This window comes from Roseovarius ramblicola (assembly GCF_042430665.1).
Lineage (GTDB): Bacteria > Pseudomonadota > Alphaproteobacteria > Rhodobacterales > Rhodobacteraceae > Roseovarius > Roseovarius ramblicola.
Window position 1 is genome coordinate 55869 of the sequence record NZ_JBHMEC010000009.1, and the last position, 24801, is coordinate 80669.

A 24801-nucleotide genomic window follows, 5' to 3' on the forward strand; every position below is an offset into this window, starting at 1 on the left:
TGCCCAGATTTGGCCGAAATGGCGCGGCAGGCTGTCAGCGAGCCAGCCTGCCGGAGACGCCATGACATTCGACCCGATCGCCCCGTCCGAGACACCCCGACAGGCCGCCCCGACGCGCGCGCCCGCGCTGGTGCGGCTGCTTCGGCGGCTCGGGGTGGCCCGGTCGCGCACCGATCCCGACAGCCTCGCACGGCGCATCCTGCTGCCCTCGCTGCCGATCAGCGACGAGGAACACGCCCGCACGCGGCTCCACGACGCGGGCCAGCGCCTCGCCCGGCAGGAGGACTGGCCGCGGCTGGCCGCGCGAATCGCACAGGCGGATGCGGCGCGCCGCCACACGCCGGGCGGCGCGCCAGCCGCCGACCTGCTCGCCGAGGGCGCGCGCGCCGACGCGGTGGCCGCCGCCACCGACGCGGTCGCGGACGGGCGCGCACCCGATCCCGCCGGGCTCGACGCGCTCGAGCGGGTCCGCGCAGAGCACGCGGACAGCTATGCCATCGCGCTCGTGGTCGCGCACACGCACATGGATATCGGTCGAGCGTGGCGGACGGGCGGCGCGACGGGCGGCGCGACGGGCACCGTGACGGGCACCGCCGCGCACGACCGCGAGGCGCGGTTCCTCGACCATTTCCGCCGCGCCGGGGATCTGCTCGCCCCGTTCGATCCCGGCACGCGGGACGCCCCCTCGCTGGCCGCCGCGCACTGCGCGCTGCTCGCCGCGCGGCCCGCGCCGCGGCGGCGCGTGGCCGATGACTACGCCCGGCTCATCGCGCTCGATCCGGGCTGTGCGCAGCACCTGCGCGCGCTCGGCGCGGCGCTGCTGCCCGCGCGGTTCGGCAGCCACGAGGAGATCGGCCTCGCGGCCCGGCGGATGGCCGCGCAGCACGGCACCGCGGCCTATGCCTGGGTCTGGTTCGACGCGCTCGCACTCGATCCTGCCGGGCTCGGCACCGTCGATCCGGGTGCCTTCACCGACGGGCTGCGCGCCATCGCCGCGCAGCGCCCCGACCAGCACGTCATCAACGAGATCGCCGCCTTCTGCGGCCTCACCATGGCCCCGCGCTGCGGGCCGGCGCGCCTACCCGCCGCGCCGGAGCGGGCGCGCGCCGCGATCCATGCCTGCCTCGACTGGCTGGTGGCGCGGCACCTGCACGAACTGCACCCGCTGATCTGGGCGCAGGCGACGACCGGGCCCGGCCCCGCACCGGCCCTGCCGCCGCGCCGCACGCTGATCGCGCGGGGGCGGCAGGCGGCGCTGCGGGTGATCGCCGCGCGGTTTTCCGACACGCTGGCCGATGGCGGCGCGCTGGGGTTCTCCAGCGCCGGGATGTACCGGCTTCCCGGGCTCTGACCGGCCGGATCACACGCTTTGGTTGATCGCTGCCGCCCCGGGGCCGCGCGGGCACGCACATCTCGATGACGCATGGTGACAACCGCGTGAGGCGCGGGCGTCATGCATTGTATGCTGTGTTCGTTGTGCCACCTTGGGATGGCAAAGCGATCGTACCCGAGTGGAGACATCGAACCATGCACAACCTGAGAGAGATCATCCTGATTGCCGCCCTCGGCCTGGCGCTGCCCGCCCACGCCGGTGATCCCGATCGCGGCAAGCGGCTGTTCCGCGATTGCATGGCCTGCCACTCGGTGGTGGACGAGACCGGCGCGGCGATCGTGCGAGGCGGGCGCACCGGCCCCAATCTCTACGGCGTGATCGGGCGTCACGCGGGCAGCGTGCCGGGCTTTCACTACTCGCCCTCGATGTCCGAGGCCGGGCAGCGGGGCCTGCGCTGGAACGAGGCGGATTTCGTGGTCTATGTGCGCGGCGCCACCGCCTTCCTGCGCAATTATCTCGACGACCCGGAGGCCCGTGGCAAGATGGCCTACAAGCTGCGCGACGCCGACAAGGCACGCGATGTCTGGACCTATCTCGAGCGCATCGCCACGCCCTGAACGCCCGCGGCCTGCCGCGCGCTGCCCGCGTCCGGCGGGTCGCGCACCTCCGCGCCCGCCATTGCCGCGCCGCCCCCGTCCCTCGCCGTCTCGGGGTCGCGCACCGCCGGGCCCGCCGTTGCCGTGCCGCCCCCGTCCGCACCGGTCCCGGCCGGCATGGCCGGGTCCGCCTCCTGCGCCCCGTGGCGCCTGTGACAGCCGCGCCCGGCGGCCTTGGCGGCGTAAAGCGCCCGGTCGGCGGCGTCCATGACCTCGTCGGCCGTGCGCCCCGGGTGGTCGCGGCTGAGCGTCGCGCCGACGCTGGCCGAAATCCGAAAGCTCTGCGCGCCGCCGCTCACCGGCTGTTCCAGCGCCGCGACCAGCCGCCCGGCGACGGTATCGACCGCGCCGGTGCTGTCCACCCCGGGCAGCAGGACCGCGAACTCGTCGCCGCCGACCCGCGCGACCACGTCATGGCCGCGCACCACCGACAGCATCCGCCGCGCCGCCACGCGCAGCACCAGATCGCCCGCCGCATGGCCGTGGGCGTCGTTGACCTGCTTGAAGAAATCGAGGTCGAGATGCAGTAGCGCAAAGGCCCCGCGCTCCTCTACCGCGCGCGCCAGCAACGCGTCGAAGGCGCGCCGGTTGCGCAGCCCGGTGAGCGTGTCGGTCAGCGCCTGTTCCTGCGCCGCCCGCCGCGCGTCCTCCAGCCGCCGGGTGAGCCTGCGCGATTCTTCCATCGCCATGGTCTTGGCCTCGAGCAGGTAGAGCATTTCGGTGGCGAGATCCGTCACCGCGAAATCCGCGCCGCTGAGGCCGAATTCGCGCACCGCGTCGACCACCGGGATACCGAAGGCGAGGTTGACCACCATCGTGCCCGCGCCATCGCCGCCGTCCCCGGGCGGCAGCACGCAGATCTGCCCCTTGAGCGCATAGCGCGGGTGCGCGCGCAGCCGCAGCCGCAGCCGCGCCCCGTCGAGCGCGCGCAGCGCCGCCGCGTCCTGCACCGCCCGCGGCCGGGTCAGCTCGAACAGGTCGAGAAACCGCGCGCCGATCATCGCCCCGGGCGCCACGATCCTTGCCAGCGTCGGCCCACCGCCGGTGACACGCCCGGTCGGGCCGATCACCACATGCATCGGACAGAACCGGTCGAGCATCGCCGCCTGCGCGCGCATCATCGCGTCCGCCCCGCTCATGGCGCGGTCCGCCCGCGCGCGAGGTCGAACTCCCGCCCGTCGGCAAAGGCCGGGTCGAGCAGGTGCACCTCGATGATCTCGCGCGTGGCATCGCCGTCGCGGTAATAGAGCAGCACCAGCGCGCCGTAATCGTCGGCCATCGCGCGCAGCATGCCCAGCAGCACCGGCCCGAATCGCAGCCCCGCGCCGTCCACGCGCGCCACCTCCACGCGAAAGACCCCCGCACCCTGCATGTGCAGGCTGATGGCGGGCAGGTCGAGATCCGACATGGCGAGCCGCGCCCGGTCGGGCAGATCCTCGAGCGATTCGAGGAACTCGGCGAAGTCGACCCCGCCGAAGCGCAACAGCCGCCGGACCGCCTCGGACCGGGGCTGCGCCACGAGATAGGTGCCCAGATCCTCCAGCAAGTCCGCCGGGGCCCGCGACAGCCGCGCCGCCAGCGCCGCGATCAGCCGCGCCGTCACCTCCGGCGCGCAGGGCATCAACGGCTCGAAGGCGGCCTCGCCGATGTCGAGGCCGGCCATCACCTCCTGCCACAGGGGCTCGCCGTAGCTGTCCCTGACGAAGCACGCGATCGCGCGGTTGATCAGCCCGTTCATGGCCCTCTCCTTGCCGGTGCGCGCAGTCTGGCAACCAGAGCTTAACATTCCCTGAACGCGCGCCGCTTGTCAGCGCACCGGCGGCCTGCTACCACCGCCGCCATCCGTTGGGGTGCCCTGAACGGGGCTGAGAGGCCGCGCCAACCCATCGAACCTGACCCGGCTCGCACCGGCGGAGGGAACGGAGACGCGCGCAAGCGGCCTGCCCTGTCCCCCGCCCAACCAAAGGACCGGCCATGCAAGCCGCCACGCCGCCCGCGCTCCTCATCGACGGCACCGCCACGATCGGCGGCGCGCCGCTCTTCGGGCCGCTGCGGCTCGCGGCGGCGGCGGGGCGGATCACCTGCCTTCTGGGGCCCTCGGGCGTGGGCAAGACCACGCTCCTGCGCCTTGTGGCGGGCACCGACGAGGTGACCCGCTTCGACGGCAGCATCAAAGCCTCCGACGACATGCCGGTGCCCGGGCGCGTGGCGCTCATGGCGCAGGGGGCCGACCTGCTGCCGTGGCTCGACGTCACCGCCAACGTCACCCTCGGCGCGCGGTTGCGCGGCACCCGGCCCGATGCCGCCCGCGCCAGCGACATCCTCGCGCGCACCGGCCTCACGGCGCACGCGCACAAACGGCCCCACGCCCTTTCCGGCGGCCAGCGGCAGCGCGTCGCACTCGCCCGCACCCTGATGGAGGACCGCCCCATCGTGCTGCTCGACGAGCCGTTCTCGGCGCTCGACGCGGGCACCCGCGCACAGATGCAGGAGCTGGGCGCACGGCATCTTTCGGGGCGCACGGTGCTCTTGGTCACCCACGATCCGGGCGAGGCCGCCCGCCTCGGCCATGCCATCCACATCCTCGGGGCGGACGGGATCGAGACCGTCGCGCCCCCCGCCGCCGCCGTGCCCCGGCCCGTGGACGATGCCGGGACGCTCGAAGTCCAGGGTCGCCTGCTCGCCCGCCTGCGCGAGCAGGGCGCGGCGGCATGAGCCGGCTCGCCGCCATCACCGCCTCCGCAGTGCTGGCGCTCGCGCTCTGGCAGGCGCTTGTCACGCTGGCCGCGCTGCCGCCCTTCATCCTGCCGGGGCCGGGCCGCGTGGCCGAGGCGCTGTGGTTGAACCGCGCGCTGATCGCCGGGCACGCGGGCGTCACCGTGGCCGAGGTGCTGATCGGGCTGGGCCTCGGCGCGCTGCTCGGCGGGCTCTCGGCCATCGGCCTCGCCGCCTCGCCGCTGGCGCGCGGGCTGATCCGCCCGATGATGGTGTTCTCCCAGGCGATCCCGGTCTTTGCCCTCGCGCCGATCCTGACGCTCTGGCTGGGCTACGGGCTCTGGTCCAAGATCGCCATGGCGCTGCTGATCATCTATTTCCCGGTCACCTCGTCGTTTTTCGACGCGCTGATGCGCACGCCGCAACACTGGCTCGATCTGGGTCGGATCATGGGCGCCAACGGCCCGCGCCTGATGTGGCATATCCGCGTCCCCGCCGCCCTGCCCGGCTTTGCCTCGGGCCTGCGGCTCGCCGCCGTCTACGCCCCCATCGGCGCAATCATCGGCGAATGGGTGGGGGCCTCCAAGGGGCTGGGCTACCTGATGCTGCTCGCCAACGGCCGCGCCAAGATCGACCTCATGTTCGCCGCCCTCATCGTGCTGGCGGTGTTCACGCTTCTGCTGCACATGGGCGTGGACCGGGCGTGTCGGCGGTGGCTGGATGGGTCGGCGACGGGGTGAACGCGAGACTCCGCGGGGGGGTGGGGCGGCGTAAGGTTGGGGGCGGCTTGGGGCCCTTAGCCTGCAATCGCCCAAGGCGCAGGTAGATGGATTGCTCTGCACATGCAACTTGACGTCGTCGCCATCTTGGCTGCTTGCGTCGATTTGAGATTTGCATAAGCTACTGCACTATGGATGATGAGCGTTTTTTCAAACTTAGGAAAGCGGGTAAGACCTACCTTTCTAAGGTCTTCAAATTCAATGAGCAGAACACAGAGCGTGTTCGACATGTCCGCATGGTTCTTGAGGGATCAGATAGTATTCACTTCGGTGAGATTGAGGGGGCGATGTGCTTGCGGCTTACGGGAGAGAAGCGGAAGACGCAGGTAACGGCACTTGTAACTCAGGACGACAAACGAATCCGCAGAGTTTCATTGCAGACTTATCAGTCTCGGGCGAACGATTGGATTCAAGGTTATGAAAAGGAAGAATTCACTTTTCGTGGCGACGAGCTTACGCGACTTGTGGCGTTCCTTCGTCAGATCGAGTTTGTGGACCTATCGAATGAAGAAAACTTCCAAATACAGGACATCTCTAAGCAGGAAGGCCCAAAGACCATCATAGATGCCTCAGAGCGCGGCATTGTCGAGCGCATACGGCATATGGATGAAGCGCAGCGAGATACCTTTCTTGAGGGGTTGCGTTCCACTCTGACGCTGGAGGAGATCAATGTACTGTTGGGTCGCAGGCAGGGTTTAGAAGCTTTCGAAGCTCACCTTCGAACGGGTGACTGGGCCGAAGGACAATGGCAGGATTTCTTCGAGCGCGAGCAGTGGGTCTTTGGATACGGTCTCGATTACAGAATTATGCGCCAGTTCGGGCGCGAGATGGTAGTTGGAAGCGGTGGAGGGACGGACAATCGAAACAAGCCGATTATCGATTTCCTTGGAACGTTCACCGACTATACGGTCCTTGTTGAAATCAAGCGACCCGACACCAAAATCTTCAAGTCGGCCAAGGGTGGTCGCGCAGGGACTTGGGAGTTCAGTGCAGAGTTCACCAGCGCGGTATCCCAAATCATTCAACAGAAAGCGGAGTGGTTATCTTTTGCTCAGAACGGAGACCATTGGAATAAGCAAGGTAACAGACTTGCAGCTAAAACGCGAAACGCAAAGTCGGTTCTGGTAATTGGTTCTCATGAGGAATTTGGTAATGATGGATTGGACGCCCAGATTATGCGCGATACCTTCGAACTGTTCAGGCAAGAAACGCGCACTATCGACATTCTGACATTCGATGAACTTTTCGAGCGAGCTAAATTCATTACACGTAGCTAGTGATTTAATCGGAATAAGATGACATTTCGAACTCGATTTCCCCTCCGACCTTCAGAATCTCTGCGCTTGAAAATAACAACCTTGCGAATGGATTGAACGACCACTCCGTCTCGCACAGCGTTTGCTCACAAATTCACTTGCAGGACGCCCAAGCCCCCTTCATCTTTCCAAAAATACTCATTCCCCTGGCCGGCCCCCACGCACCGCCGGAATACCGACAGAATACCGACGCGGGTACAGTCCCCGCGTTCAACCCCCATCTCAGAAATCCGTCGGTGCCCCGCCCTCGGCCTTGCGGCGCTCCACGAAACCCGCCAGTTCCTCGCGGATGCTCTCGTCCATCGGCGGCGCCTCGAATCCCGCGATGATGTCCTGGAACACCTGATGCGCGCGCGCGGGTGTCCACACGCCCCCCGCCGCCTCCCACGCCTCGTAGTTGCGCCAGTCGCTCAGGAACGGCGCGTAGAACGCCGTGGTATAGCGGTCCTGGGTGTGCTGGATGCCGAAGAAATGCCCCTGCCCGCCGACCTCGCGGATCGCATCGACGGCGATCTCGTCGGGCCCCGTGGCTGTCAGCATCGGGTCCATATACCGCTGAATATGCTGCAAAATCTCGCAATCCATGACGAATTTCTCAGGCGACGCGATCAGCCCGCCCTCCAGCCATCCGGCGGCGTGATAGACCATGTTGGCCCCCGCCTGCACCGCCGACCACAGGCTGTTGGAGGTCTCCCACATCGCCTGCCCGTCGGGCACATTCGCGGCGCAGACCCCGCTTGCCCGCATCGGCAGGCGGTAGAACCGCGCCAGTTGTCCGGTCATCTGCGTGGCGCGCATGTATTCGGGCGTGCCAAACGCGGGCGCACCCGATTTCATGTCCACATTCGAGGTAAACGTGCCAATCGCACAGGGCGCACCGGGCCGGATCACCTGCGCGAGCACCACCGCACAAAGCGCCTCGGCCAGCGACTGCGCCACCGCCCCCGCCATCGTCACCGGCGCCATCGCCCCGGCCAGCGTGAAGGGCGTCACCACCAGCCCCTGCCCCCGCCGCGCCAGCCGCATCCAGCCGTCGAGCATCGGGTAATCGTGCTTCAGGGGCGAGGTGGAATTGATGTTGGTATACATATGCGGCGTGGCCTCGAACGCCTCGTGGCTGAGGCCACCCGCGATGCGCACCATCTCCATCACGTCCTCGACCCGCTCTTTCCCGAGGCAATAGGCATGCGCCACCTTGTCGGTCAGCGTCAGCTTGTCATAGAGCACGTCGAGATGCCGCACGCTCGCATGAATGTCCTGCGGCTCCACCGGATAGCCGCCGACGAAATGGATGCAGTTGAAATACTGGCTCAGTTTCAAGAGGTTCTGGCACATCTCGCGGGTGCCCGTCACCTTGCGCCCGATCTTCATGTCCCAGTAACTCGGCGGCGAGGAGACGTTGCCGAAATTGAGGTGACCCGCGCCGATGGTCAGCCGGCGGTCCGGGTTGCGCGGCGTGATGGTCCAGCTTTCGGGGGCCTTGGCGATCATCTCCATGACGAAATCGCGGCCCATGCGCACGTTCTCGCCGTCGATCTCGCAACCGCCCGAGGCGCGCAGGATTTCCACCGCTTCGGGGTTGAGGAACGCGATGCCGATCTCTTCGAGAATGCGCATCGCGCCGTCGTGGATGGCCTGCACGCCCTCGGGGCCAAGCGGCTCGGTGGGCCGGTCGATGTTCACCGGCGGGTTCCACGGCATCTGCTCGATCACCGCGCCACCGCGCCGCGCGGCGTTGCCCGCGCGGCCGCCGCCGCGCTTCCTGCGTTTGAGATCCTCGGCCATCTTCGCGCCCTCCCGGTGCTCGTCTTCTATAACGAAACACCGCGCGCGCGCAGCCCACATGCCGCTTTGCGACGGAACCTGTCGTTTTCACGCGCTCAGGCAGCGGCCATCCGGCGGCGCCCGGTGTGCCAGAGGTAAACGGCCAGGCTGCCCACCACGATCACGCCCCCCGCCAGCATCATCGGCGTCGGCCCCTCGCCCACCCCCAGCCACACCCAGAGCGGGCCCAGCACCGTCTCCAGCAGCAACAGCAGGCTGACATTCGAGGCATGGGTGTAGCGCGACGCGAGCGACAGCGAGAAGAACGACACCGGCAGGATCACGACGCCGCAGACAACGATGGCCCAGACCGTGCCCTCGGCCATCTGCGCCGGGCCGGTGATCACCACGCCGGTCACCCCGGCAAGCGCCGCCCCCAACCCGATCAGCAGCGGAATCGGCAGATCGGGGCGGGCGCGCAGGATCACGAAGCTGAGCGCCAGAACCATCGCCACGCCAAGCCCGGCAAACGCCCCCAGGAGCGCATCCGAGGTCAGCGTCACCGCGCCCTTGCCGCCAAAGACCGCAAGCGTGATGCCGAACAGCACCACGACGATTGTCACCCATGTCGCGCGGCGGGTCGGCTCGCCTATGATGATCCGGGCAAAGACCGCGGCAAACACCGGCACCGTCGCCACCGCCAGCAGCATCACCGCCACCGGGGCATGCGCGATGCCGAGGCTGAAAAGCGTGGCGTTGAAATACTGACAGGCCACGATGGCGAGGCCAAAGCCGGTCCCCAAAAGCGCCAGGTCGCGGCCCCGGCGGCGCGAGGTGAGCGCCCACAGCGCCACCATCACCGCCCCCATCAGAAGGCCGCGCCAGCCCACCATTTGATAGCCGCCCATGCCCGAAAGCCGCATGAACAGCGCGTCAGGCGTCAGCACCAGCGCGCCGAAGGTGGCGAGGACCAGGCCGAACAGCGGGTGTCGCGTCATGCCCGGAGCCAGCCCGGCAAATGGCCGATATCGGGCAGCACCGCGTCCGCGAACGGGGCCAGATCATCCGCCGCCGCCGTACCGGTCAGCACGCCCACGCAGGCCATCCCCGCCGCGCGTCCGGCGATCAGGTCATGGGCGCTGTCGCCCACCATCACCACCCGCGCGGGTATGACCGAAACCGTCCGCGCAAAGGCCAGCAGCGGCCCCGGCGCGGGCTTGGCCCCGTGCCCCGAGTCGAAGCCCGCGACGAAATCGAACCGCTCCAGCACCCCCGTCGCGCCCAGATGCGCGCGGGCACCGTACTCGGTATCGTTGGTTACCACCCCCAGCCGCAGCCCCCGCGCCCGCAGCCCGTCCAGAAACGGGGCCAGCGGCACGGCAGGGGCCAGCGGCGCACGGGCGGCGCTCAGCATCAGGTGGGTCTCGATCTCGTCCACGTCCCGCCCCGGCAGCGCCTGCGCCAGACATTCGGCGGCCTCGCGGTTGGTGCCCGCCACGATCGGGCTCGTGGGCAGGAATCGCGCCGTTGCCAGGTCATAATGCGCCGCCTCGGCGATGCGCGCCATCAGCGCCGCCTCGCCCTCCGCCAGGTCGCGGATCACCCGCCCGGCCCAGACACTCCAGGTGGCGTGGAAATCAAAGAGCGTGCCGTCCTTGTCAAAGAGGATCGCGTCGGCGCGGCTCATGTCCAGGTCATCTCGGCGCCGCCGGGCAGGGCGGCGCGCGCCCGCATCGGCACGTCATAGCCCAGCCCTTGCGCGTCGCAGAATGCCGTGACCCACGCATCGTCCATCGCCACGAAATCGAGCACCGCCCCGAGAAACTCGGGATCGGCGGCGCGGGCGCGCAGATCGGCCTCCGATGCCCCCGTGGCCCCCAGAAACACCGGCAAAAGCTCGTCATGGCCCGCCAGCCAGCCCAGCGCCCCCAGCGCGACGGTCTCGGCGAAATCCTGCGTCATGTTCATTTCAGTTAATTCCTGGAAAGGTTTTCTTAACCACTCGGCGCGATAGTGACCCAAAGGTAAACGCTCAGGGCGAAGGCGCAACCGCAATGTCGGGCACTGTTCTCATTGTCGATGATATGGCCACCAACAGGATCGTCCTGAAGGTGCGGCTCGCGCCCACGCCCAACCGCGTGGTGCAGGCAGCCTCCGCGCGCGAGGCGCTGCGCCTCGCGGCAACCGGGGCACCGGACCTGATCCTCGCCAATACCCGCCTCGACGGGCAGAGCGCCGAGCCGTTCCTGCGCGCGCTGCGCCGCATCGGGCGGCTCGCGCATGTGCCGGTGCTGATGATGCAGGACGGCGAGTGCGCCGCCGAGCGGCAGGCCATGCTGCGCGCGGGGGCCGACGACATCCTCGCCGGGCCGGTGCCCGAGGCGCTGTTGCTCGCGCGGCTGCGCAGCCTGCTGCGCGCCCACCACGCCGAGGCCGAGATCGCCGCGCAGGCGGGCGACGCCGCCGGTTTCGCCGAGCCAAGGGCCGGCATCGCCCTGCCCGGGCGCGTTGCCATCTTCGGCCCCGACCGGGCGGCGACCCGCTCCTTGCGCAGCCTGCTCGGCGGCTGCACGGCCCATCGCCTGACCAGCGTCGCGCCGGAGGCCACCCCGCCGCCCGTCCCGCAGGACGTGCTGCTCCTGCGCATCGCCGGGACCGGGGCCGAGGCCGGGCTACACCTGCTGGCCGATCTCAAGACCGCACGCGACACCGGCCGCTGCCCGGTTCTCGTCCTGCTCGACCGCGCGGCGGCCCCGCTTGCGGTGACGCTGCTCGACATGGGGGCCGACGACGTGATCCTCGCCCCCGCCGATGCCGGAGAGCTGGCGCTGCGCATCGACCGCCAGATCGGCCGCAAGCGCCGGATCGAGGCAATGCGCGGGCGGGTGCGCTCGGGCATGGCGGCGGCCCTGCGCGACCCGCTCACCGGGGCCTACAACCGCCGCCACGCGCTGCCCTGGCTCGAACGGCAGCTCGCGCCGGCGCGGCCCGGGCGCAACCGCGTCGCGGTGATGCTGGCCGATCTCGATTTCTTCAAGCGGGTCAACGACCGCCACGGCCACGCCGCGGGCGACGCGGTGCTCTGCGCCGTCACCGAGCGGCTCGGCGCGCATCTGCGCGCGGGCGATCTGCTCGCGCGCATCGGCGGCGAGGAATTCCTGGTGGCGCTGCCCGATGCCAGCCCCGCCCGCGCCCGCCGCGTGGCCGAGCGGCTGTGCGACGCGATCCGCGCCACGCCGATCGCGGTGCCGGGCGTGGCCGCGCCAATCCCGGTCACGCTCAGCATCGGCGTCACCGTCGTCCAGACCGGCCCGGGCCAGCCCGCGCCCGACATGCAAACCGTCCTCGAACAGGCCGACAGCGCGCTCTATGCGGCCAAGGCACAGGGCCGCAATCAGGCCAGCTTCTGCGCCCGCTCCGCCGCCTGATCGCCCCGCCCGCGAAAGGCGCGCGGCGTCTCGCCCCACATCGCCACGAAGGCGCGGCTGAAGGCGCTGCGGCTGCGGAACCCGACCGCGCGCGCCACCATCTCCACCGGCGCACGCCGCTCGCTCAGCATCTGCGCCGCCCGCGCCAGCCGCAGGTCGCGCAACAACGTCATAGCCCCCTGCCCATAGGCCGCCCGGAACCGCGCGGCAAAGCGCGACCGGCTCATCCCCGCCGCCGCGCCGAGGCTGTCGAGCGTGTGCGGCGTGCCGGGATCGTCGAGCATGACCCGCAGGGCGCGCCACAGCCCCGGATCGGCCAGCGCGGCGAGCCATGTCACGCCGGGGTCGCCCGCCTCCAGCCGCGCGCGCAGCATCTCGATCAGGCATTGCAGGAGCAGCGCGCGCACCATCGCCCGCTGTCCGGGCCGGTCGCTGCCCGTCTCGGCCACCAGCGCCGCCATCGCCTGCGCCGCCACCGGGCTGCCGCCCGTGTCGAGGCTCAGCGGCGCGCGCAACAGGTCGATCAGCCCATGCGTGCCGCGCAGCCCCAGCGAGATGGTCGAGCACAACACCACCATGTTGCCCCCCGCCGCCCCCCGCGCGACATGCGCCTCAAGGTCGAGCCCCGCCGGGCGGCAGGCGGGCACCCCGACCTGCCCGCCGCCCGCGTTGTACAGGCTGTGGCGCATCGCGGCGGGCACCAGCACCAGCCGCCCCGGCGCAAGCCGCAGCGGCGCGTGCCCGGTCAGCCGCACATCGCCCTGCCCGCCCAGCACGTAATGCAGCGTCGCGCGCGGCACGCGCCCCAGCCCAAGGCTACACGCCCCCTCCAGCGCGCAGACGGCAAACGGCTCGGCGCTGATCTCCAGCGCATCGAGAATCCGGTCGTGCGGGTGCTCTGTCATGGCGCGATCCTGCCGCGGATAACCATGAAAGGCACGAAAAATCCCCACATGGCCCCAGATTCAGGACGCAAAGGCACATCACCTGCCCCAAGCTGATCCCTGCCACAACCAAGGGAGAGACCCGATGTGCACCTGTCACGATCACGACCACGACCCCAAACTCACCCGCCGCGCCGCGCTGACCGGCACCGCGGCGCTGGCCGCCACGGCCACCACCCTCGCCGCCTCCGGCGCGCAGGCGCAGGACGCGAACCCCTACGCACCGCCCGCCGAGCCGTTCCTGCCGCCCGGCGACATGCAGCTCGACCTCGCCCGCGCCGCCCTCGTCGTCACCGATCCGCAGGTCGATTTCCTGTCGCCCGACGGCGTCGCCTGGGGCGCGGTCGGCAAATCGGTGGAGATGAACAACACCGTCGCCAACATCGAGCGCCTGTTCAAGGCGGCCAAGGGCGCGGGCATCCCCGTCGCCGTCTCGCCGCATTACTACTACCCCACGGATCACGGCTGGAAATTCGAGGGCGCGCTGGAAAAGCTGATGCACAAGATCGGCATGTTCGACCGCCAAAGCCCGCTCAGCCTTGAGGGGTTCGACGGCTCGGGGGCCGACTACATGCCGCAATACAAACCCTATATCGAGGACGGCAAGACCATCCAGTGCTCGCCGCACAAGGTCTATGGCCCCGAGACCAACGATCTTGCGCTGCAACTGCGCAAGGCCGGTGTCGATCAGGTGATCCTCGCCGGCATGTCCGCCAATCTCTGCACCGAGAGCCATATGCGCGAACTGCTCGAACAGGGCTTCGAGGTGGCGGTGGTGTCGGACGGCACGGCGGCGGCGATCCTGCCCGAGGGCGACGGCTATCTCGCCGCCCTCACAAATTTCCGCTTCATGGCCAACGCGCTGTGGACCACCGAAGAGGTCGTGGCGATGCTCGGCTGAGCACGCCACTCGGCCCGCCCCCGGGGATGAGGGCAGGCCCGCCCGCGCGGGATCACGGACCCGCGCGGGCATTTTCTTTTTCGCGGAAACCGCCTACTCCTGTGACAGCATCAATCAGGCGTGGATGGCAGCACATGGCACAGACGATGATCGGCGTGATCGGCGGCTCGGGGCTCTACGAGATCGACGGGCTGCAAGACGCTGCCTGGCAAACGATCGAGACCCCGTGGGGCCCGCCCTCCGACGCGATCCTCACCGGCACGCTCGGCGGCGTGCCCATGGCCTTCCTGCCCCGCCACGGGCGCGGCCATGTGCACAGCCCCTCAAGCGTGCCCTACCGCGCCAATATCGACGCGCTCAAACGTCTCGGCGTCACCGACGTGATCTCGGTCTCCGCCTGCGGGTCGTTCCGCGAGGCGATGGCGCCGGGCGATTTCGTCATCCTGGATCAGTATATCGACCGCACCTTCGCCCGCGAGAAGAGCTTTTTCGGCCCCGGCTGCGTCGGCCATGTCAGCGTCGCCCACCCCACCTGCCCGCGCCTGTCGGACGCCTGTGAACGGGCCGCGCGCGACGCGGGCATCACGGTGCATACGGGCGGGACATATCTGGCCATGGAAGGCCCGCAATTCTCGACCATGGCGGAATCGAAACTGTATCGCGAAAGTTTCGGCTGCGACGTCATCGGCATGACCGGCATGCCCGAGGCCAAGCTCGCCCGCGAGGCCGAACTGTGCTATGCTTCCACCGCGATGATCACCGACTACGATAGCTGGCACCCCGATCACGGCAGCGTCGATATCTCAGACATCATCGCCACTCTGGGCACCAATGCCGATAAGGGGCGCGACCTCGTCCGCCGCCTTCCCGCCCTGCTGGGCACCGGCCGCGCGCCCTGCCCCCATGGCTGCGACCGCGCGCTCGAATATGCCATCCTCACCGCGCCGGGACACCGCGACCCCGCCCTCGTGGCGCGGCTCGACGCGGTGGCCGGGCGCGTGCTCGGCTGACCGCGCGCCGCTCACATCTGCGCGCGCACCCCGTCACATCTCTGGACGCGCGCGCCCCCCGCCCCCATTACAGTCCCATGGCCCGGCTCATCGACAAGCTCACCGACCAGACCTGGCGCCACGCCATGGGCCGCCGGTTCGAGGCGCTCGCGGACGAGATTTTTCAGGTGATCCGCTGGGTGCTCATCGTCGGGTTCGCCGATTATCTCGCGCGCGCCCATGACGCCGCGATCCTGACGCTCACCTACTGGACGCTGTCGGCGCTGCTCTTCGGCTACATCGCCTCGCGGTTCCTGTTGCGCCCGGAAATCCCGTTTCTCGGCAACCCGCCGGGGCGCGCCGCACGCCTCGCGCAATCGGCGCTCAACTTCCTGCTCTGCGTGGGGGTGTTCGTGCTCACCCTCTACGCCATCGGCGATCTGACCCGCGCCATCGCCGCCTATCGCGGCGCGCTCTGAGCCCTTGCGCGGCGGCACGCGCTGCGGCACAAGCGCGACGTCCGACCGGAGAGCCGCCATGCCCCAGCCCAAGACCGTCAGGGATTACATCCGCACCATCGTCGATTTCCCGCATGAGGGGATTCTCTTCCGCGACGTGACCACGCTCTTTGCCGATCCGCGCGGGTTTCGCATCGCCATCGACCAGATGCTGCACCCCTATGCCGGCCAGCCCATCGACAGGGTCGCCGGGCTCGAGGCGCGCGGCTTCATCCTCGGCGGGGCGATCGCGCACCAGCTCTCGGTCGGGTTCGTGCCGATCCGCAAGAAGGGCAAGCTGCCCGGCGCGGTGATCTCCGAGGAGTATCATCTCGAATACGGCGAGGCGGTGGTCGAGATCCACCACGACGCCATCGAGGCCGGCGAGCGCGTGCTGCTGGTCGATGACCTGCTGGCCACCGGCGGCACCGCGGCGGCGGGTATCCGCCTGATCGAGCGGCTGGGCGGCGAGATCAGCGGCTGCGCCTTCATCGTCGACCTGCCCGATCTCGGCGGCCATGCACGGCTCGACGCGATGGGCATGGAGGTGCACACGCTCTGCGCCTACGAGGGCGCCTGAAGCCGCGCCGCCAGCCGCAGCGCGTGGCCGGGCTCGCGGCTCATGGCGGGCAGCACCGGGTCGTATGCCGCCCGGATGAGCGCGCCGATATCAGGCCGCAGCACCACCCGCCCGTCCGCCAGTTGCCCCAGCGCCGAACGCCCGGTGAACGCGCGGTCCGACCACAGCAGCACCGTCTGCACCACCTGCCCCAGCGCCAGCGTCTCGGCGGGCACCGCGCCCAGATCCGCGTCCATGCACAGGAACACGAACGCCGCCCGGATCGCGCCCGCCTCGTCAAACCGGAAGATGCGATACTGGTTCGCCCCCTCCGCCTCCAGCCGCGCGACCAGCGGCGCAAGGTCGGGCACCAGCCGGTCGAGATCGGGCACCGCCAGCAGCTCCTGCCAGTCGCGAAAGAAGAACATCATCAGGTTCGCGCCCAGTTCCGGGTCGGTCTCGGCCATGCTGTGACCGGCCAGCGCCACCACCGCCTCGACCGCCCCCTTGACGGTGGCGAGCGTCGCGTCCTGGACGCCAAAGACGACCGGCACGATCGGCCGCCCCCAGCGCGCGAACAGGAACGCCCCGTCCGCGCGGGTAAACAGCGCCTCGATCTCCTCGGGGGTCAGGGTCTCGCTCATCGGGTCGCCTCCGCAATTGCCGCGCCCGTCTAGCAGCCCCCGCCCGACCCCGCAAATCCGCGCAGGCTTCTTCTTGGGTGAAATACTCATTCCCGCCACCGGCCACGGGGGCGCACCGTCACTCTTTCGTCGCGCGCGTGTCGATCAGCCCGGAGAACCCGGCGACGGCCAGCAGGGCAAGGAACCAGCCCATACCGATGTGACCCCACAGGTAAACCCGCGCCCACGCGGCCACTTTCTCGTCGGGCACCCAGTAATCCTGCACCTCCAGATCGACCACCGGCACCAGCGTGTCGAGCGAGTAGAGCAGGCCGTTGAACCCCGGATACCCGTCCGCCTCGGGCTGGGCGAGGAAGCATTTGAGCGTCGAGGGGTATTTGTCCTTCCATCGGTAGTCCTCGTCTTCGGCGCTGCGGCGGTCTTCATCCTTGTAACACCCCGCCCATTCCGGGTTGCTCAGGATGAAAGCGTTGTTGGGCTTGAACCCGTCATTGCCCCAGGCGAGGCCGAACAGCACTGCGCCCAAGATCCACATCCCCGCCAGCCATCCCAACGCCCGCAAGGGCCGGTGACCATAGGCGATGAGCAGGGCCAGCAACCCGTCGCGAACCCGGAGAAAGGCAAGTCTGGTCCACGCATCGGCGATGGCCGATTGCGCGGCGAGGGTTGCATCCGCCCCGCGCGTGCCAAGCCGCTCGGCCTTGGCGGCGACCTGCGCGAGGATCGCGTCGGTATCGCCTCCCTTCTCTCGCAATTTTTGATCTTGGATCAGCGATGCAGCCATGACCTCATCAGCCAGCGCCGTGCGACGCGGATCGCCTGAATGCTCGAACGCGTTGAGCGCAGAGTTGGCCTCGTCGAGGGACGCTTGCGCGCTGTGCGATGTCTTCGCCTTTTCGAGCCGCTTCCGGAGGCGCGCCCCGGTCAGTCTTGCAGATTCGATCTCGCGCCTCACCCGACGCTGGCGCTCCTCCTTGGCGATCAGCACCGCGCGCGCGTCCTCGGCATGGCCCATCTCGCGCAGCACCTGCGCGCAGTGCTCCCAGGCCTGCGGCCAGAACTCGTCGCCGAACTGCGCCGGGTCCTGACGATCCAGCCAGCGGATGCGCGCCTCAGAATCAACCGGCGTGCCAGTGCCGGTGAACGCGCCGTAGCGGCAGCGGTTGAGCATCAGTTCGCCCGTCGCGGGCCAGCATTCGGGATCGTCGCAGATATGCCCGATCTCCGCCGCCGTAAGGTCGAGCGCGCCCTGGGCATGGCTGCCCTGCCGCCAGAATAACACCCCGGCCACCCGCGCGCCATTGGCACTGAGCGCCCTGCCCCCCGCGTTCTCGAATCGCCCGCCGTCACATTCCAGATTGCCGCCGATCCGCGCGCCGGACAGCCGCACTTCGCCCACGGCCTGCACCCCACGCAGGAACACGCTGCCCCGCGCGTCCAGCCTGTCGACACTGAGCGCGTCGCCCGTTGAACCGGGAGCGGTCTTTTCCTTTTCCGGATCATGCGGGTTCACGAAACGCCCGCCCGTGCAGGAAAGAGCGTCCCCGATCCGCGCGCCGAGCAGCCGCACCTCGCCTTCCGCCTGCACACCGTCAAGGAACACGTCGCCCCGCGCCTCCAGCCCGTCGGCTTCAAAGCCGGGAAGGTGCGACCCCTGAAGGTTCAGCGTGTCGAGCCTGGCCCCGCGCAGCACGGGCGTGTCCTGAAACCGGCAGCCCAGCAAGCTGAGGCCATGGTCAAGCCGGCACCCTTCGAGGTCTAGGCCCGGCGTGGACTCCGACCTCAGCACCGGATCGACCTCCCCGTCGCTGACCACCAGCGCGCCCGCGATCCGCAGCCCTGTCTCGTGCAGGCGCACGGCGTCATCCCCCGGCGCCCCCAACGCCAGCCAGCGGATCAGGCTGGCGCGCACCTGACGGTCCTCGCCCGCCTCCGGGCCGGGCAGGTGCCCGTCGCCCAGCTTCGTCACATGGCCCGTGCCCAGCCCGGCGATCACCGCTTGCTCGGCCTCGGTCCGCCGTCCGAAATCCGCCAGCCTCATGCGTCGCCCCCGAACAGATCGCCCGCCCCGGCCTGCCGCGGCGCGGCGATCCCCAGATGCCGCCACGCCGCCTGCGCCAGCATCCGCCCGCGCGGCGTGCGCTGGATGAGGCCCTGTTGCAGCAGGAACGGCTCGATCACCTCCTCCAGCGCGTCGCGGCTCTCCGAGAGCGCCGCCGACAGCGTCTCGATCCCCACCGGCCCGCCGCCATAGGCCTCGGCAATGAGCCGCAGGTAGCGCCGGTCGGCCCCGTCGAGGCCCAGCGCGTCCACCCCCAGCCGGGTGAGCGACGCGTCGGCCAGATCGCGGCTGATCCGCCCGCCGCCCTCGACCACCGCGAAATCCACCACCCGGCGCAACAGCCGCCCGGCGATGCGCGGCGTGCCCCGCGCGCGCCTTGCGATCTCGCGCGCGCCCGAATCCTCGGTGGGGATGTCGAGCAGCCGCGCATTGCGCCGCACGATCTCGTGCAGCTCGTCGATCTCGTAGAATTGCAGCCGCGTCGGGATGCCGAACCGGTCGCGAAGCGGCGTGGTCAACAGCCCCAGCCGCGTCGTCGCCCCCACCAGCGTGAAGGGCTGCAACTCGATCCGCACGGTGCGCGCGGCGGGCCCCTCGCCGATCACCAGATCGAGCTCGAAATCCTCCATCGCGGGGTAGAGCACCTCTTCCACCGCCGCGTTGAGCCGGTGAATCTCGTCGATGAACAGCACATCGTTGCGCTCCAGATTGGTCAGGATCGCGGCCAGATCCCCCGCCTTGGCCAGCACCGGGCCGGATGTCATGCGAAACCCCACCCCCAACTCGCGCGCCATGATCTGCGCCAGCGTCGTCTTGCCGAGGCCGGGGGGGCCGTGAAACAGCGTGTGGTCCATCGCCTCGCCGCGCTGCCGCGCCGATTGGATGAACACGCCGAGGTTGGCCCGCGCCTCGCGCTGCCCGATAAACTCTCTGAGCACGCGGGGCCGCAGGCTGCGGTCGGCATCCTCGGGCAGTTCCTCGGGCCGCAGGGTGGGGTCGGGGTCGGTCATGGATCAGCCCTTCGGTGCCAGCCGCCGCAGCGCGGCGCGGATCAGCGCGGCGGTGTCGGCCTCCGGCGCGTCGCCCGCCGCCTGCGCCACCGCGCCCGCCGCCTCGCCGGGGCCGTAGCCAAGGTTGGTCAGCGCCGACAGCGCCTCGGCCTGCGCACCATTGCCTGCAGGCATGGCCGGGGCCGCAACGGGGGCGGTGACGCTCTCGGCCTCGATCACCTCGCCCGCGTCCTGCGCGGGCGGCGGAGCGCTGCCCATGGCCATCACCGTGGGCGCCTTGTCCTTCAACTCGTTGACCACGCGCTGTGCGGTCTTGGCACCGACGCCCTTGGCCGCCGTCACCGCATTCCAGTCGCCGATGGCAATCGCACGGCTCACCCCATCGGCGCCGAGCGCGCCCAGAATGGCCAGCGACGCCTTGGCCCCGATCCCCTGCACGCTCATCAGCAGGCGGTGCCATTCCTTTTCCACCAGCGTCGGAAAGCCGAAGAGTTGCAGGATATCCTCGCGCACCAGAAGATCGGTATAAAGCGCGGCCATCCCGCCCACGGCGGGCAGCGACGACAGCGTCCGGTCCGAGCAATAGACCAGATAGCCCACCCCGCGCACGTCGATCAGCACATGGTCGCTCGCGCGGTAATCGATCCGCCCCGCGATGCGCCCGATCATGCCAGCCCCCCGGCCAGCGCGCGCCCGTAATGCGCGTGGCAGATCGCCACCGCCAGCGCATCGGCGGCATCCGGCCCCGCCAGCACCACGCCGGGAAGCTGCACCTTGACCATATGCGCCACCTGCTCCTTGGCGGCATGGCCCACGCCCACCACCGTCTTCTTGACCCGGTTGGGGGAATATTCCCCCACCGTCAGCCCGTATTGCGCGGGCACCAGCAGCGCGATCCCCCGCGCCTGCCCGAGCTTGAGCGTGCCGGCCCCGTCCTTGTTGACGAATGTCTGCTCCACCGCCGCCGCCTGCGGATCATGGCGGTGCACGACATCGCTCAACTGCTCGTAGAGCGACAACAGCCGCGCGCCCAGATCGTCGCCAACCGAATGGCACACGCCGTTGGCAATATGGCTCAGTCGGCTACCCTGCACCTCGATCACGCCCCAGCCGAGATTGCGCAATCCCGGGTCGATGCCCAATACCCGCATGTCTGCCCTGCCCGTTCCGGTTTTCGCCTCAATAGCACGAAACGTGAACGACAACCAAGCACAATGCGCAGGCGGGGCCGCGCCGAGCCTTGCAGGAATTGCATAAGGACTATGCACAAACCTCGGCTTGTGCGGACAGGTTGCCCCGCTTAGCTGCAGCTTACAAACGGATTGTCCCGTTCGCCCCCGCATCAAGGACCGACTCACATGGCACTCATCGACACCCCCCGCGCCCACGCGCACCCCCGCCCCGACTTCGGCCTGCTCTCGCGCATGGTCGAGGCCGTGATCTCGTGGAACGACCGCCGCGCCACGCGCAAGGCGCTCGCCCAGCTTTCGGACCGCGAGCTTGACGATATCGGCCTGAGCCGCGGCGATATCGACCGGGTCGCGCGCCGCTTCTGAGCGCGCCACCCCGGCCCGCGATCACGCCCCGCGCGGCCGCCGCGCGGGGTGTTTGCATGCTTGGCGTCGGTCGGACGCGCTCAGCGCTCCCGCGACATCACCAGCGTGGACCAGTCCCCGATCTCCTCGTGATGGTCGAGGCGGTTTCCAAGGCCCGAGTAAACCGCGATGACCTCCGCGGCCTGCTCGTTGAGCAACCCCGACAGGATCACCTTGCCCCCCGGCGCAAGCGCCCCGGTGATCCCGGGCGCGAGCGCCAGCAACGGCCCCTTGAGGATGTTGGCAAAGATCAGGTCAAAGGGTGCCGCCGCGCGCAGGCCGGGATGGTCGAGCCCCCCGGCCTCGACGCACTCGACACGGCCCGTCAGGCCGTTGGCCGCCACGTTGGCGCGGGCCACCTCCACCGCCACCGCGTCGATATCCGAGGCCAGCATCACCCCCGGCCAGATGCGCGCCGCCGCCATCGCCAGCACCGCGGTGCCGCAGCCCAGATCGAGAACCGACCGGCCCGCAAAGCCGCCGGCCGCCAGCCGGTCGAGCGCCCGCAGACAGCCCAGCGTCGTGCCGTGATGGCCGGTGCCAAAGGCCATCGACGCCTCGATCAGCAGCGGCTCGCAGCCCTCGGGCACACGGTCGGCATCATGGCTGCCATAGACAAAGAAGCGCCCCGCCTCGACCGGGCTCAGGTCGCGCTGCACCTTGGCGACCCAGTCGGTCTCGGGCAGTTCCGACATGGTAAAGGGCCGCGCGCCATGCGCCGCCGCCAGCAGGTCGAGCGCGACGCCGTCCGGTGCCGCCTCGAAATAGGCACCGATCTCCCACAGCCCCGATCCGTCCTCCATCTCGAACGCCCCGATCCCGGTCGGCTCCGGCTCGAAATCCTCCAGCGCCTCGGCCAGCGCCTCGGCGCGGGCCTTGTCATCGAGCGTGGTGATGGCGGTCCATGTCGGCATCGGATACTCCCTCGTCATTCGGCGGGCGCGGGCAACAGGCCCGAGAACACCGTCTCGCGCCCCGGCTCGGGGTGGCGCGGGATCATCAGCGCCAGCATCAGCGACACGCAGGCCATGCCCGTGGCCAGCGCGAACACCCAGGCGGGCGAGACCAGCCAGACATAGCCCAGCGCGGCGGGCAGAAACACCGCCGCGATGTGGTTGATGGTAAAGGCCACGGCGGCGGTGGGGGCGATGTCGCCGGGATCGGCGATCTTCTGGAAATAGGTCTTGAGCGCCAGCGCCAGAGAAAACAGGACGTGATCCACCACGTAGAGCCCGGCGGCCAGAACCACCCCCCAGCCGAACATGTAGATGCCGCCATAGGCCAGAAACACCAGCGCCAGCCCGACATATTCAAAGATCAGCGTGTTGCGCTCTCCATAGCGGAACACCGCGCGCCCCATCAGCGGTGCCGCCACCATGTTGATCACGAGGTTGATCATGAACAGCGCCGTCACCTCGTGCACCTCGAATCCGAACCGCTCGACCATCATGAATCCCGCGAACACGACGAAGATCTGCCGCCGCGCCCCGGCCATGAATTGCAGCGCATAGTAGAGCCAGTAGCGCCGCCGCAGCACCATCTTCTTGACCTGCGGATCGGGCGCCTCGAAGCGCGGATAGGCGATCAGGCAGAACACCGCGACGCAGGCGGTGAATCCCCCCGCCACCATGTAGACGAGGTTGTAATCCAGGTCGAACGCCCGCCATGTCAGCACGATCAGCACATAGGCCACCAGCGTCGCGCCCGAGCCCGCCGCCAGCAGCCAGCCCAGCATCTGCGGCGCGCGCAGCTTGTCGAGCCATTGCAGTTGCAGGGATTGGTTGACGGTCTCGTAATAGTGAAAGCCGATGGAACTGAGCATGGTGATGGTCAGAATCCCGCCGAGGCTCGGGAATTGCGCCGTCAGCGCCGTCGCCACGCCGAGGAGCAGCAGCGACACCAGCCCCAGCACCTGCTCGTGCATGACCATGATCAGCGCGATCACCCCCACGGCAAAAAAGCCGGGGATCTCCCGCACCGTGTGCAGCCAGCCGATATCCGAGCCGTCGAACCCGGCCACCTCGATGACGAAATTGTTGAGCAACGCCGACCAGGTGGCAAAGGCCACCGGCATCGCCGCGGCCATCAGGAACAGCAGCGTGACCGGGCGCCGCCAGACCGGCAGGTCCCGCGCCCGCCCGAGGGGGAATTGCGCACTCATGCGCCTTCCTTACGCCCAAGCTGCCGGATTGGCGAGAGGCCGCACTCCCGCCCGCACCCGAAATCTTCAAAAGATTTCGAACCGCTTTCTTTTCAAGAAAGCGCGCCCCCCGTCATCCCCGGGCTTGACCCGGGGACCTCTCGCTACAATCCTCCGCACGGATGCCCGTGCCGGGAAGCGGGAAAAGACAAGGCAACGCATATGCGCATCATCGAGTTGAAGATCACGCTGGAAGACGTCGAACCGACGGTGCGACGGACACTGGAGGTGCCCGCGGATATCCGCCTCGACCGCCTGCACCTGACCATCCAGGCCGCCATGGGCTGGCAGAATGCCCACCTCTATCAATTCTGCGTCGGCGAGCCCTATCAATTGGGTGCCGAAAGCTGGGTCACGCCGGATTTCGTTGACAGACCGGAAGACCTTCCGGCGGACAAGGCAACGCTGGAGCACGCCTTAGCGAAGGCGGGCGGGGCCGGTCTGACCTACCTCTACGACTTCGGAGACGACTGGACCCACCGCATCGAGGCCGGCGAACCAGGCGACGCCGCCCCCGGCCATATCTATCCCCGATTGACGGATTTGGCGGGCTCATGCCCGCCCGAAGACGTCGGCGGCCCGCCGGGCTTCGAGATGTTCAAGGCCGCCATGGCCGATCCGAAACATCCCGAACATGACGACCTCAAGGACTGGTATGGCGGCCCGTTCGCCCCCGACACCCCCGAGAGCGACGACCTCCGGGTCGAGGTGCTCAAGCTCGCAAAACGCTGGAGCCGCAAACGCAGCGCCCGCAATTGAGTGACGCGGGACCAACGGCCCCGCGTCATCATCCGCCCCCCCGTCGTCCTAGGGCCTGACCCGGGGACCTCTCCCAACCAGCCCCCCGGTCAGACCAAAGGATGACAGCAGCCGCCGTCAGCCCGCGCCCTGATCTGCGCTCGTGCCGCTCATGTAATTGGTCATGAACGCGGGCTCGCCCATCTTGCGCAGCAGATCGAGTTGCAGGTCGAGCCATTCCCAGTGGCCCTCCTCGTCCTGCACAATCCGCTCGAACAGTGCCCGCGTGCCGATATCGTCACTCTCGAACGCCTGCCGCGCGGCCTTGGTATAGAACTCGATGGCCCCGGCTTCCTCTGTCTTGTCGGCCTCGAACAGCGCCTTGAGGCTCTCGGCCTTGTTGGGGGTCTTGGCGGCCTCCAGCTTGGGCACGCCGCCGAGGAACATGATCCGGTCGATGAACGCCCCGGCATGGCCCAGCTCTTCGTGCATTTCCTCGCGCATCTTCGCGGCCAGCTTGTCGATGCCCCAATCCTCCAGCGTGTGGGCATGCAGCAGATATTGATGCACCGCCGTCAATTCCATCGACAGGGCGGTCTGCAAGTTCTCGATACTTGTCGTCCGATCGGCCATGAGGCCCTCCTTCGGTCTGTTTTCAGATTCTCCAGTGA

General features: G+C 69.0%; 27 protein-coding genes and 1 riboswitch. Of the genes, 12 read left to right on the forward strand and 15 right to left on the reverse strand.

Going from position 1 to position 24801, the window contains the following annotated elements:
* Window positions 1–61: 61 nt before the first annotated feature.
* On the forward strand, window positions 62–1351 hold the full coding sequence (locus ACFFU4_RS05645) for a hypothetical protein (protein ID WP_377067939.1): 1290 nt from the start codon (window positions 62–64) through the stop codon (window positions 1349–1351).
* Window positions 1352–1527: 176 nt separating this feature from the next.
* Window positions 1528–1950 (forward strand): c-type cytochrome, encoded by a 423-nt coding sequence (locus ACFFU4_RS05650; protein WP_377067941.1) that lies wholly within the window; start codon window positions 1528–1530, stop codon window positions 1948–1950.
* Here the strand turns inward: ACFFU4_RS05650 and ACFFU4_RS05655 are convergent.
* Window positions 1923–3128 carry a diguanylate cyclase domain-containing protein gene (locus ACFFU4_RS05655; protein ID WP_377067943.1) on the reverse strand — a complete coding sequence of 402 codons (1206 nt, stop codon included), beginning with the start codon at window positions 3126–3128 and terminating at the stop codon, window positions 1923–1925. The two genes, ACFFU4_RS05650 and ACFFU4_RS05655, sit on opposite strands and share 28 nt — an antisense overlap.
* Window positions 3125–3727: a heme NO-binding domain-containing protein gene (locus ACFFU4_RS05660; protein WP_377067945.1), complete on the reverse strand. Its 603-nt coding sequence runs from the start codon at window positions 3725–3727 to the stop codon at window positions 3125–3127. The genes ACFFU4_RS05655 and ACFFU4_RS05660 overlap by 4 nt, the downstream gene beginning before the upstream one ends.
* Before the next feature lie 98 nt (window positions 3728–3825).
* Window positions 3826–3925: riboswitch (TPP riboswitch) on the forward strand.
* 38 nt (window positions 3926–3963) lie between these two features.
* Between ACFFU4_RS05660 and ACFFU4_RS05665 the strand changes: the two genes are divergently transcribed.
* The 3 genes from ACFFU4_RS05665 to ACFFU4_RS05675 all read left to right on the forward strand — a co-directional run bounded on the left by ACFFU4_RS05665 (window position 3964) and on the right by ACFFU4_RS05675 (window position 6760).
* Window positions 3964–4704, forward strand: a complete 741-nt coding sequence (locus ACFFU4_RS05665; RefSeq protein WP_377067947.1) for an ABC transporter ATP-binding protein — start codon at window positions 3964–3966, stop codon at window positions 4702–4704.
* Window positions 4701–5444, forward strand: coding sequence for an ABC transporter permease (locus ACFFU4_RS05670; protein WP_377067949.1), 744 nt, complete (start codon window positions 4701–4703; stop codon window positions 5442–5444). Before ACFFU4_RS05665 ends, ACFFU4_RS05670 begins: the two co-directional genes overlap by 4 nt.
* A 170-nt stretch (window positions 5445–5614) precedes the next feature.
* The gene (locus ACFFU4_RS05675; RefSeq protein WP_377067951.1) at window positions 5615–6760 is read left to right on the forward strand and encodes a Shedu immune nuclease family protein; all 1146 of its coding nucleotides are present in this window, start codon (window positions 5615–5617) and stop codon (window positions 6758–6760) included.
* A 261-nt stretch (window positions 6761–7021) separates the two neighbouring features.
* Here ACFFU4_RS05675 and ACFFU4_RS05680 read toward each other — a convergent pair whose 3' ends face one another.
* The 4 genes from ACFFU4_RS05680 to ACFFU4_RS05695 form a co-directional block, all read right to left on the reverse strand.
* On the reverse strand, window positions 7022–8584 hold the full coding sequence (locus tag ACFFU4_RS05680) for a trimethylamine methyltransferase family protein (RefSeq protein ID WP_377067953.1): 1563 nt from the start codon (window positions 8582–8584) through the stop codon (window positions 7022–7024).
* A gap of 95 nt (window positions 8585–8679) precedes the next feature.
* Window positions 8680–9561: a DMT family transporter gene (locus tag ACFFU4_RS05685; protein ID WP_377067955.1), complete on the reverse strand. Its 882-nt coding sequence runs from the start codon at window positions 9559–9561 to the stop codon at window positions 8680–8682.
* Window positions 9558–10250, reverse strand: a complete 693-nt coding sequence (locus ACFFU4_RS05690; RefSeq protein WP_377067957.1) for an HAD family hydrolase — start codon at window positions 10248–10250, stop codon at window positions 9558–9560. The genes ACFFU4_RS05685 and ACFFU4_RS05690 overlap by 4 nt, the downstream gene beginning before the upstream one ends.
* Complete coding sequence (locus ACFFU4_RS05695; RefSeq protein WP_377067959.1) at window positions 10247–10531, reverse strand: DUF3572 domain-containing protein; 285 nt, start codon at window positions 10529–10531, stop codon at window positions 10247–10249. Before ACFFU4_RS05695 ends, ACFFU4_RS05690 begins: the two co-directional genes overlap by 4 nt.
* Window positions 10532–10617: 86 nt before the next feature.
* Between ACFFU4_RS05695 and ACFFU4_RS05700 the strand changes: the two genes are divergently transcribed.
* Window positions 10618–11991 (forward strand): diguanylate cyclase, encoded by a 1374-nt coding sequence (locus tag ACFFU4_RS05700; protein WP_377067961.1) that lies wholly within the window; start codon window positions 10618–10620, stop codon window positions 11989–11991.
* On the opposite strand, the gene ACFFU4_RS05705 is transcribed toward ACFFU4_RS05700, so the two are convergent.
* Entirely contained in the window at window positions 11958–12896 is a 939-nt protein-coding gene (locus tag ACFFU4_RS05705; protein ID WP_377067963.1) for an AraC family transcriptional regulator, read from the reverse strand. The genes ACFFU4_RS05700 and ACFFU4_RS05705 overlap by 34 nt on opposite strands.
* Window positions 12897–13020: 124 nt before the next feature.
* Between ACFFU4_RS05705 and ACFFU4_RS05710 the strand changes: the two genes are divergently transcribed.
* The 4 genes from ACFFU4_RS05710 (at window position 13021) to ACFFU4_RS05725 (ending at window position 15902) form a co-directional block, all read left to right on the forward strand.
* Window positions 13021–13836 carry a cysteine hydrolase family protein gene (locus tag ACFFU4_RS05710; protein ID WP_377067965.1) on the forward strand — a complete coding sequence of 272 codons (816 nt, stop codon included), beginning with the start codon at window positions 13021–13023 and terminating at the stop codon, window positions 13834–13836.
* Between the two features lie 134 nt (window positions 13837–13970).
* Entirely contained in the window at window positions 13971–14846 is an 876-nt protein-coding gene (locus ACFFU4_RS05715) for an S-methyl-5'-thioadenosine phosphorylase (protein ID WP_377067967.1), read from the forward strand.
* Window positions 14847–14923: 77 nt separating this feature from the next.
* Window positions 14924–15304: a hypothetical protein gene (locus ACFFU4_RS05720; protein ID WP_377067969.1), complete on the forward strand. Its 381-nt coding sequence runs from the start codon at window positions 14924–14926 to the stop codon at window positions 15302–15304.
* 58 nt (window positions 15305–15362) lie between these two features.
* Entirely contained in the window at window positions 15363–15902 is a 540-nt protein-coding gene (locus ACFFU4_RS05725; protein WP_377067971.1) for an adenine phosphoribosyltransferase, read from the forward strand.
* On the opposite strand, the gene ACFFU4_RS05730 is transcribed toward ACFFU4_RS05725, so the two are convergent.
* The 5 genes from ACFFU4_RS05730 to ruvC form a co-directional block, all read right to left on the reverse strand.
* Window positions 15887–16525, reverse strand: coding sequence for a hypothetical protein (locus tag ACFFU4_RS05730; RefSeq protein ID WP_377067973.1), 639 nt, complete (start codon window positions 16523–16525; stop codon window positions 15887–15889). The genes ACFFU4_RS05725 and ACFFU4_RS05730 overlap by 16 nt on opposite strands.
* A gap of 118 nt (window positions 16526–16643) precedes the next feature.
* On the reverse strand, window positions 16644–18566 hold the full coding sequence (locus ACFFU4_RS05735) for a hypothetical protein (protein WP_377067975.1): 1923 nt from the start codon (window positions 18564–18566) through the stop codon (window positions 16644–16646).
* Window positions 18563–19597, reverse strand: coding sequence for a Holliday junction branch migration DNA helicase RuvB (gene ruvB, locus ACFFU4_RS05740; protein ID WP_377067977.1), 1035 nt, complete (start codon window positions 19595–19597; stop codon window positions 18563–18565). Before ruvB ends, ACFFU4_RS05735 begins: the two co-directional genes overlap by 4 nt.
* A gap of 3 nt (window positions 19598–19600) precedes the next feature.
* Window positions 19601–20266, reverse strand: a complete 666-nt coding sequence (gene ruvA, locus ACFFU4_RS05745) for a Holliday junction branch migration protein RuvA (RefSeq protein ID WP_377067979.1) — start codon at window positions 20264–20266, stop codon at window positions 19601–19603.
* Window positions 20263–20748: a crossover junction endodeoxyribonuclease RuvC gene (gene ruvC / locus ACFFU4_RS05750; protein WP_377067981.1), complete on the reverse strand. Its 486-nt coding sequence runs from the start codon at window positions 20746–20748 to the stop codon at window positions 20263–20265. The genes ruvA and ruvC overlap by 4 nt, the downstream gene beginning before the upstream one ends.
* A gap of 207 nt (window positions 20749–20955) precedes the next feature.
* Here ruvC and ACFFU4_RS05755 point away from each other — a divergent pair, with 207 nt between their 5' ends.
* Window positions 20956–21153: a DUF1127 domain-containing protein gene (locus ACFFU4_RS05755; RefSeq protein ID WP_377067983.1), complete on the forward strand. Its 198-nt coding sequence runs from the start codon at window positions 20956–20958 to the stop codon at window positions 21151–21153.
* Window positions 21154–21233: 80 nt separating this feature from the next.
* On the opposite strand, the gene ACFFU4_RS05760 is transcribed toward ACFFU4_RS05755, so the two are convergent.
* Together ACFFU4_RS05760 and ACFFU4_RS05765 are read right to left on the reverse strand one after the other, a co-directional pair.
* Window positions 21234–22106 carry a 50S ribosomal protein L11 methyltransferase gene (locus ACFFU4_RS05760; RefSeq protein ID WP_377067985.1) on the reverse strand — a complete coding sequence of 291 codons (873 nt, stop codon included), beginning with the start codon at window positions 22104–22106 and terminating at the stop codon, window positions 21234–21236.
* Window positions 22107–22120: 14 nt separating this feature from the next.
* Complete coding sequence (locus tag ACFFU4_RS05765) at window positions 22121–23353, reverse strand: MFS transporter (protein WP_377067987.1); 1233 nt, start codon at window positions 23351–23353, stop codon at window positions 22121–22123.
* A 201-nt stretch (window positions 23354–23554) separates the two neighbouring features.
* On the opposite strand from ACFFU4_RS05765, the gene ACFFU4_RS05770 reads away from it, so the two are divergent.
* Entirely contained in the window at window positions 23555–24151 is a 597-nt protein-coding gene (locus ACFFU4_RS05770; protein WP_377067989.1) for a plasmid pRiA4b ORF-3 family protein, read from the forward strand.
* A gap of 117 nt (window positions 24152–24268) precedes the next feature.
* Here the strand turns inward: ACFFU4_RS05770 and ACFFU4_RS05775 are convergent, their stop codons facing one another.
* Window positions 24269–24763: a bacterioferritin gene (locus ACFFU4_RS05775; protein WP_377067991.1), complete on the reverse strand. Its 495-nt coding sequence runs from the start codon at window positions 24761–24763 to the stop codon at window positions 24269–24271.
* Window positions 24764–24801 lie beyond the last annotated feature (38 nt).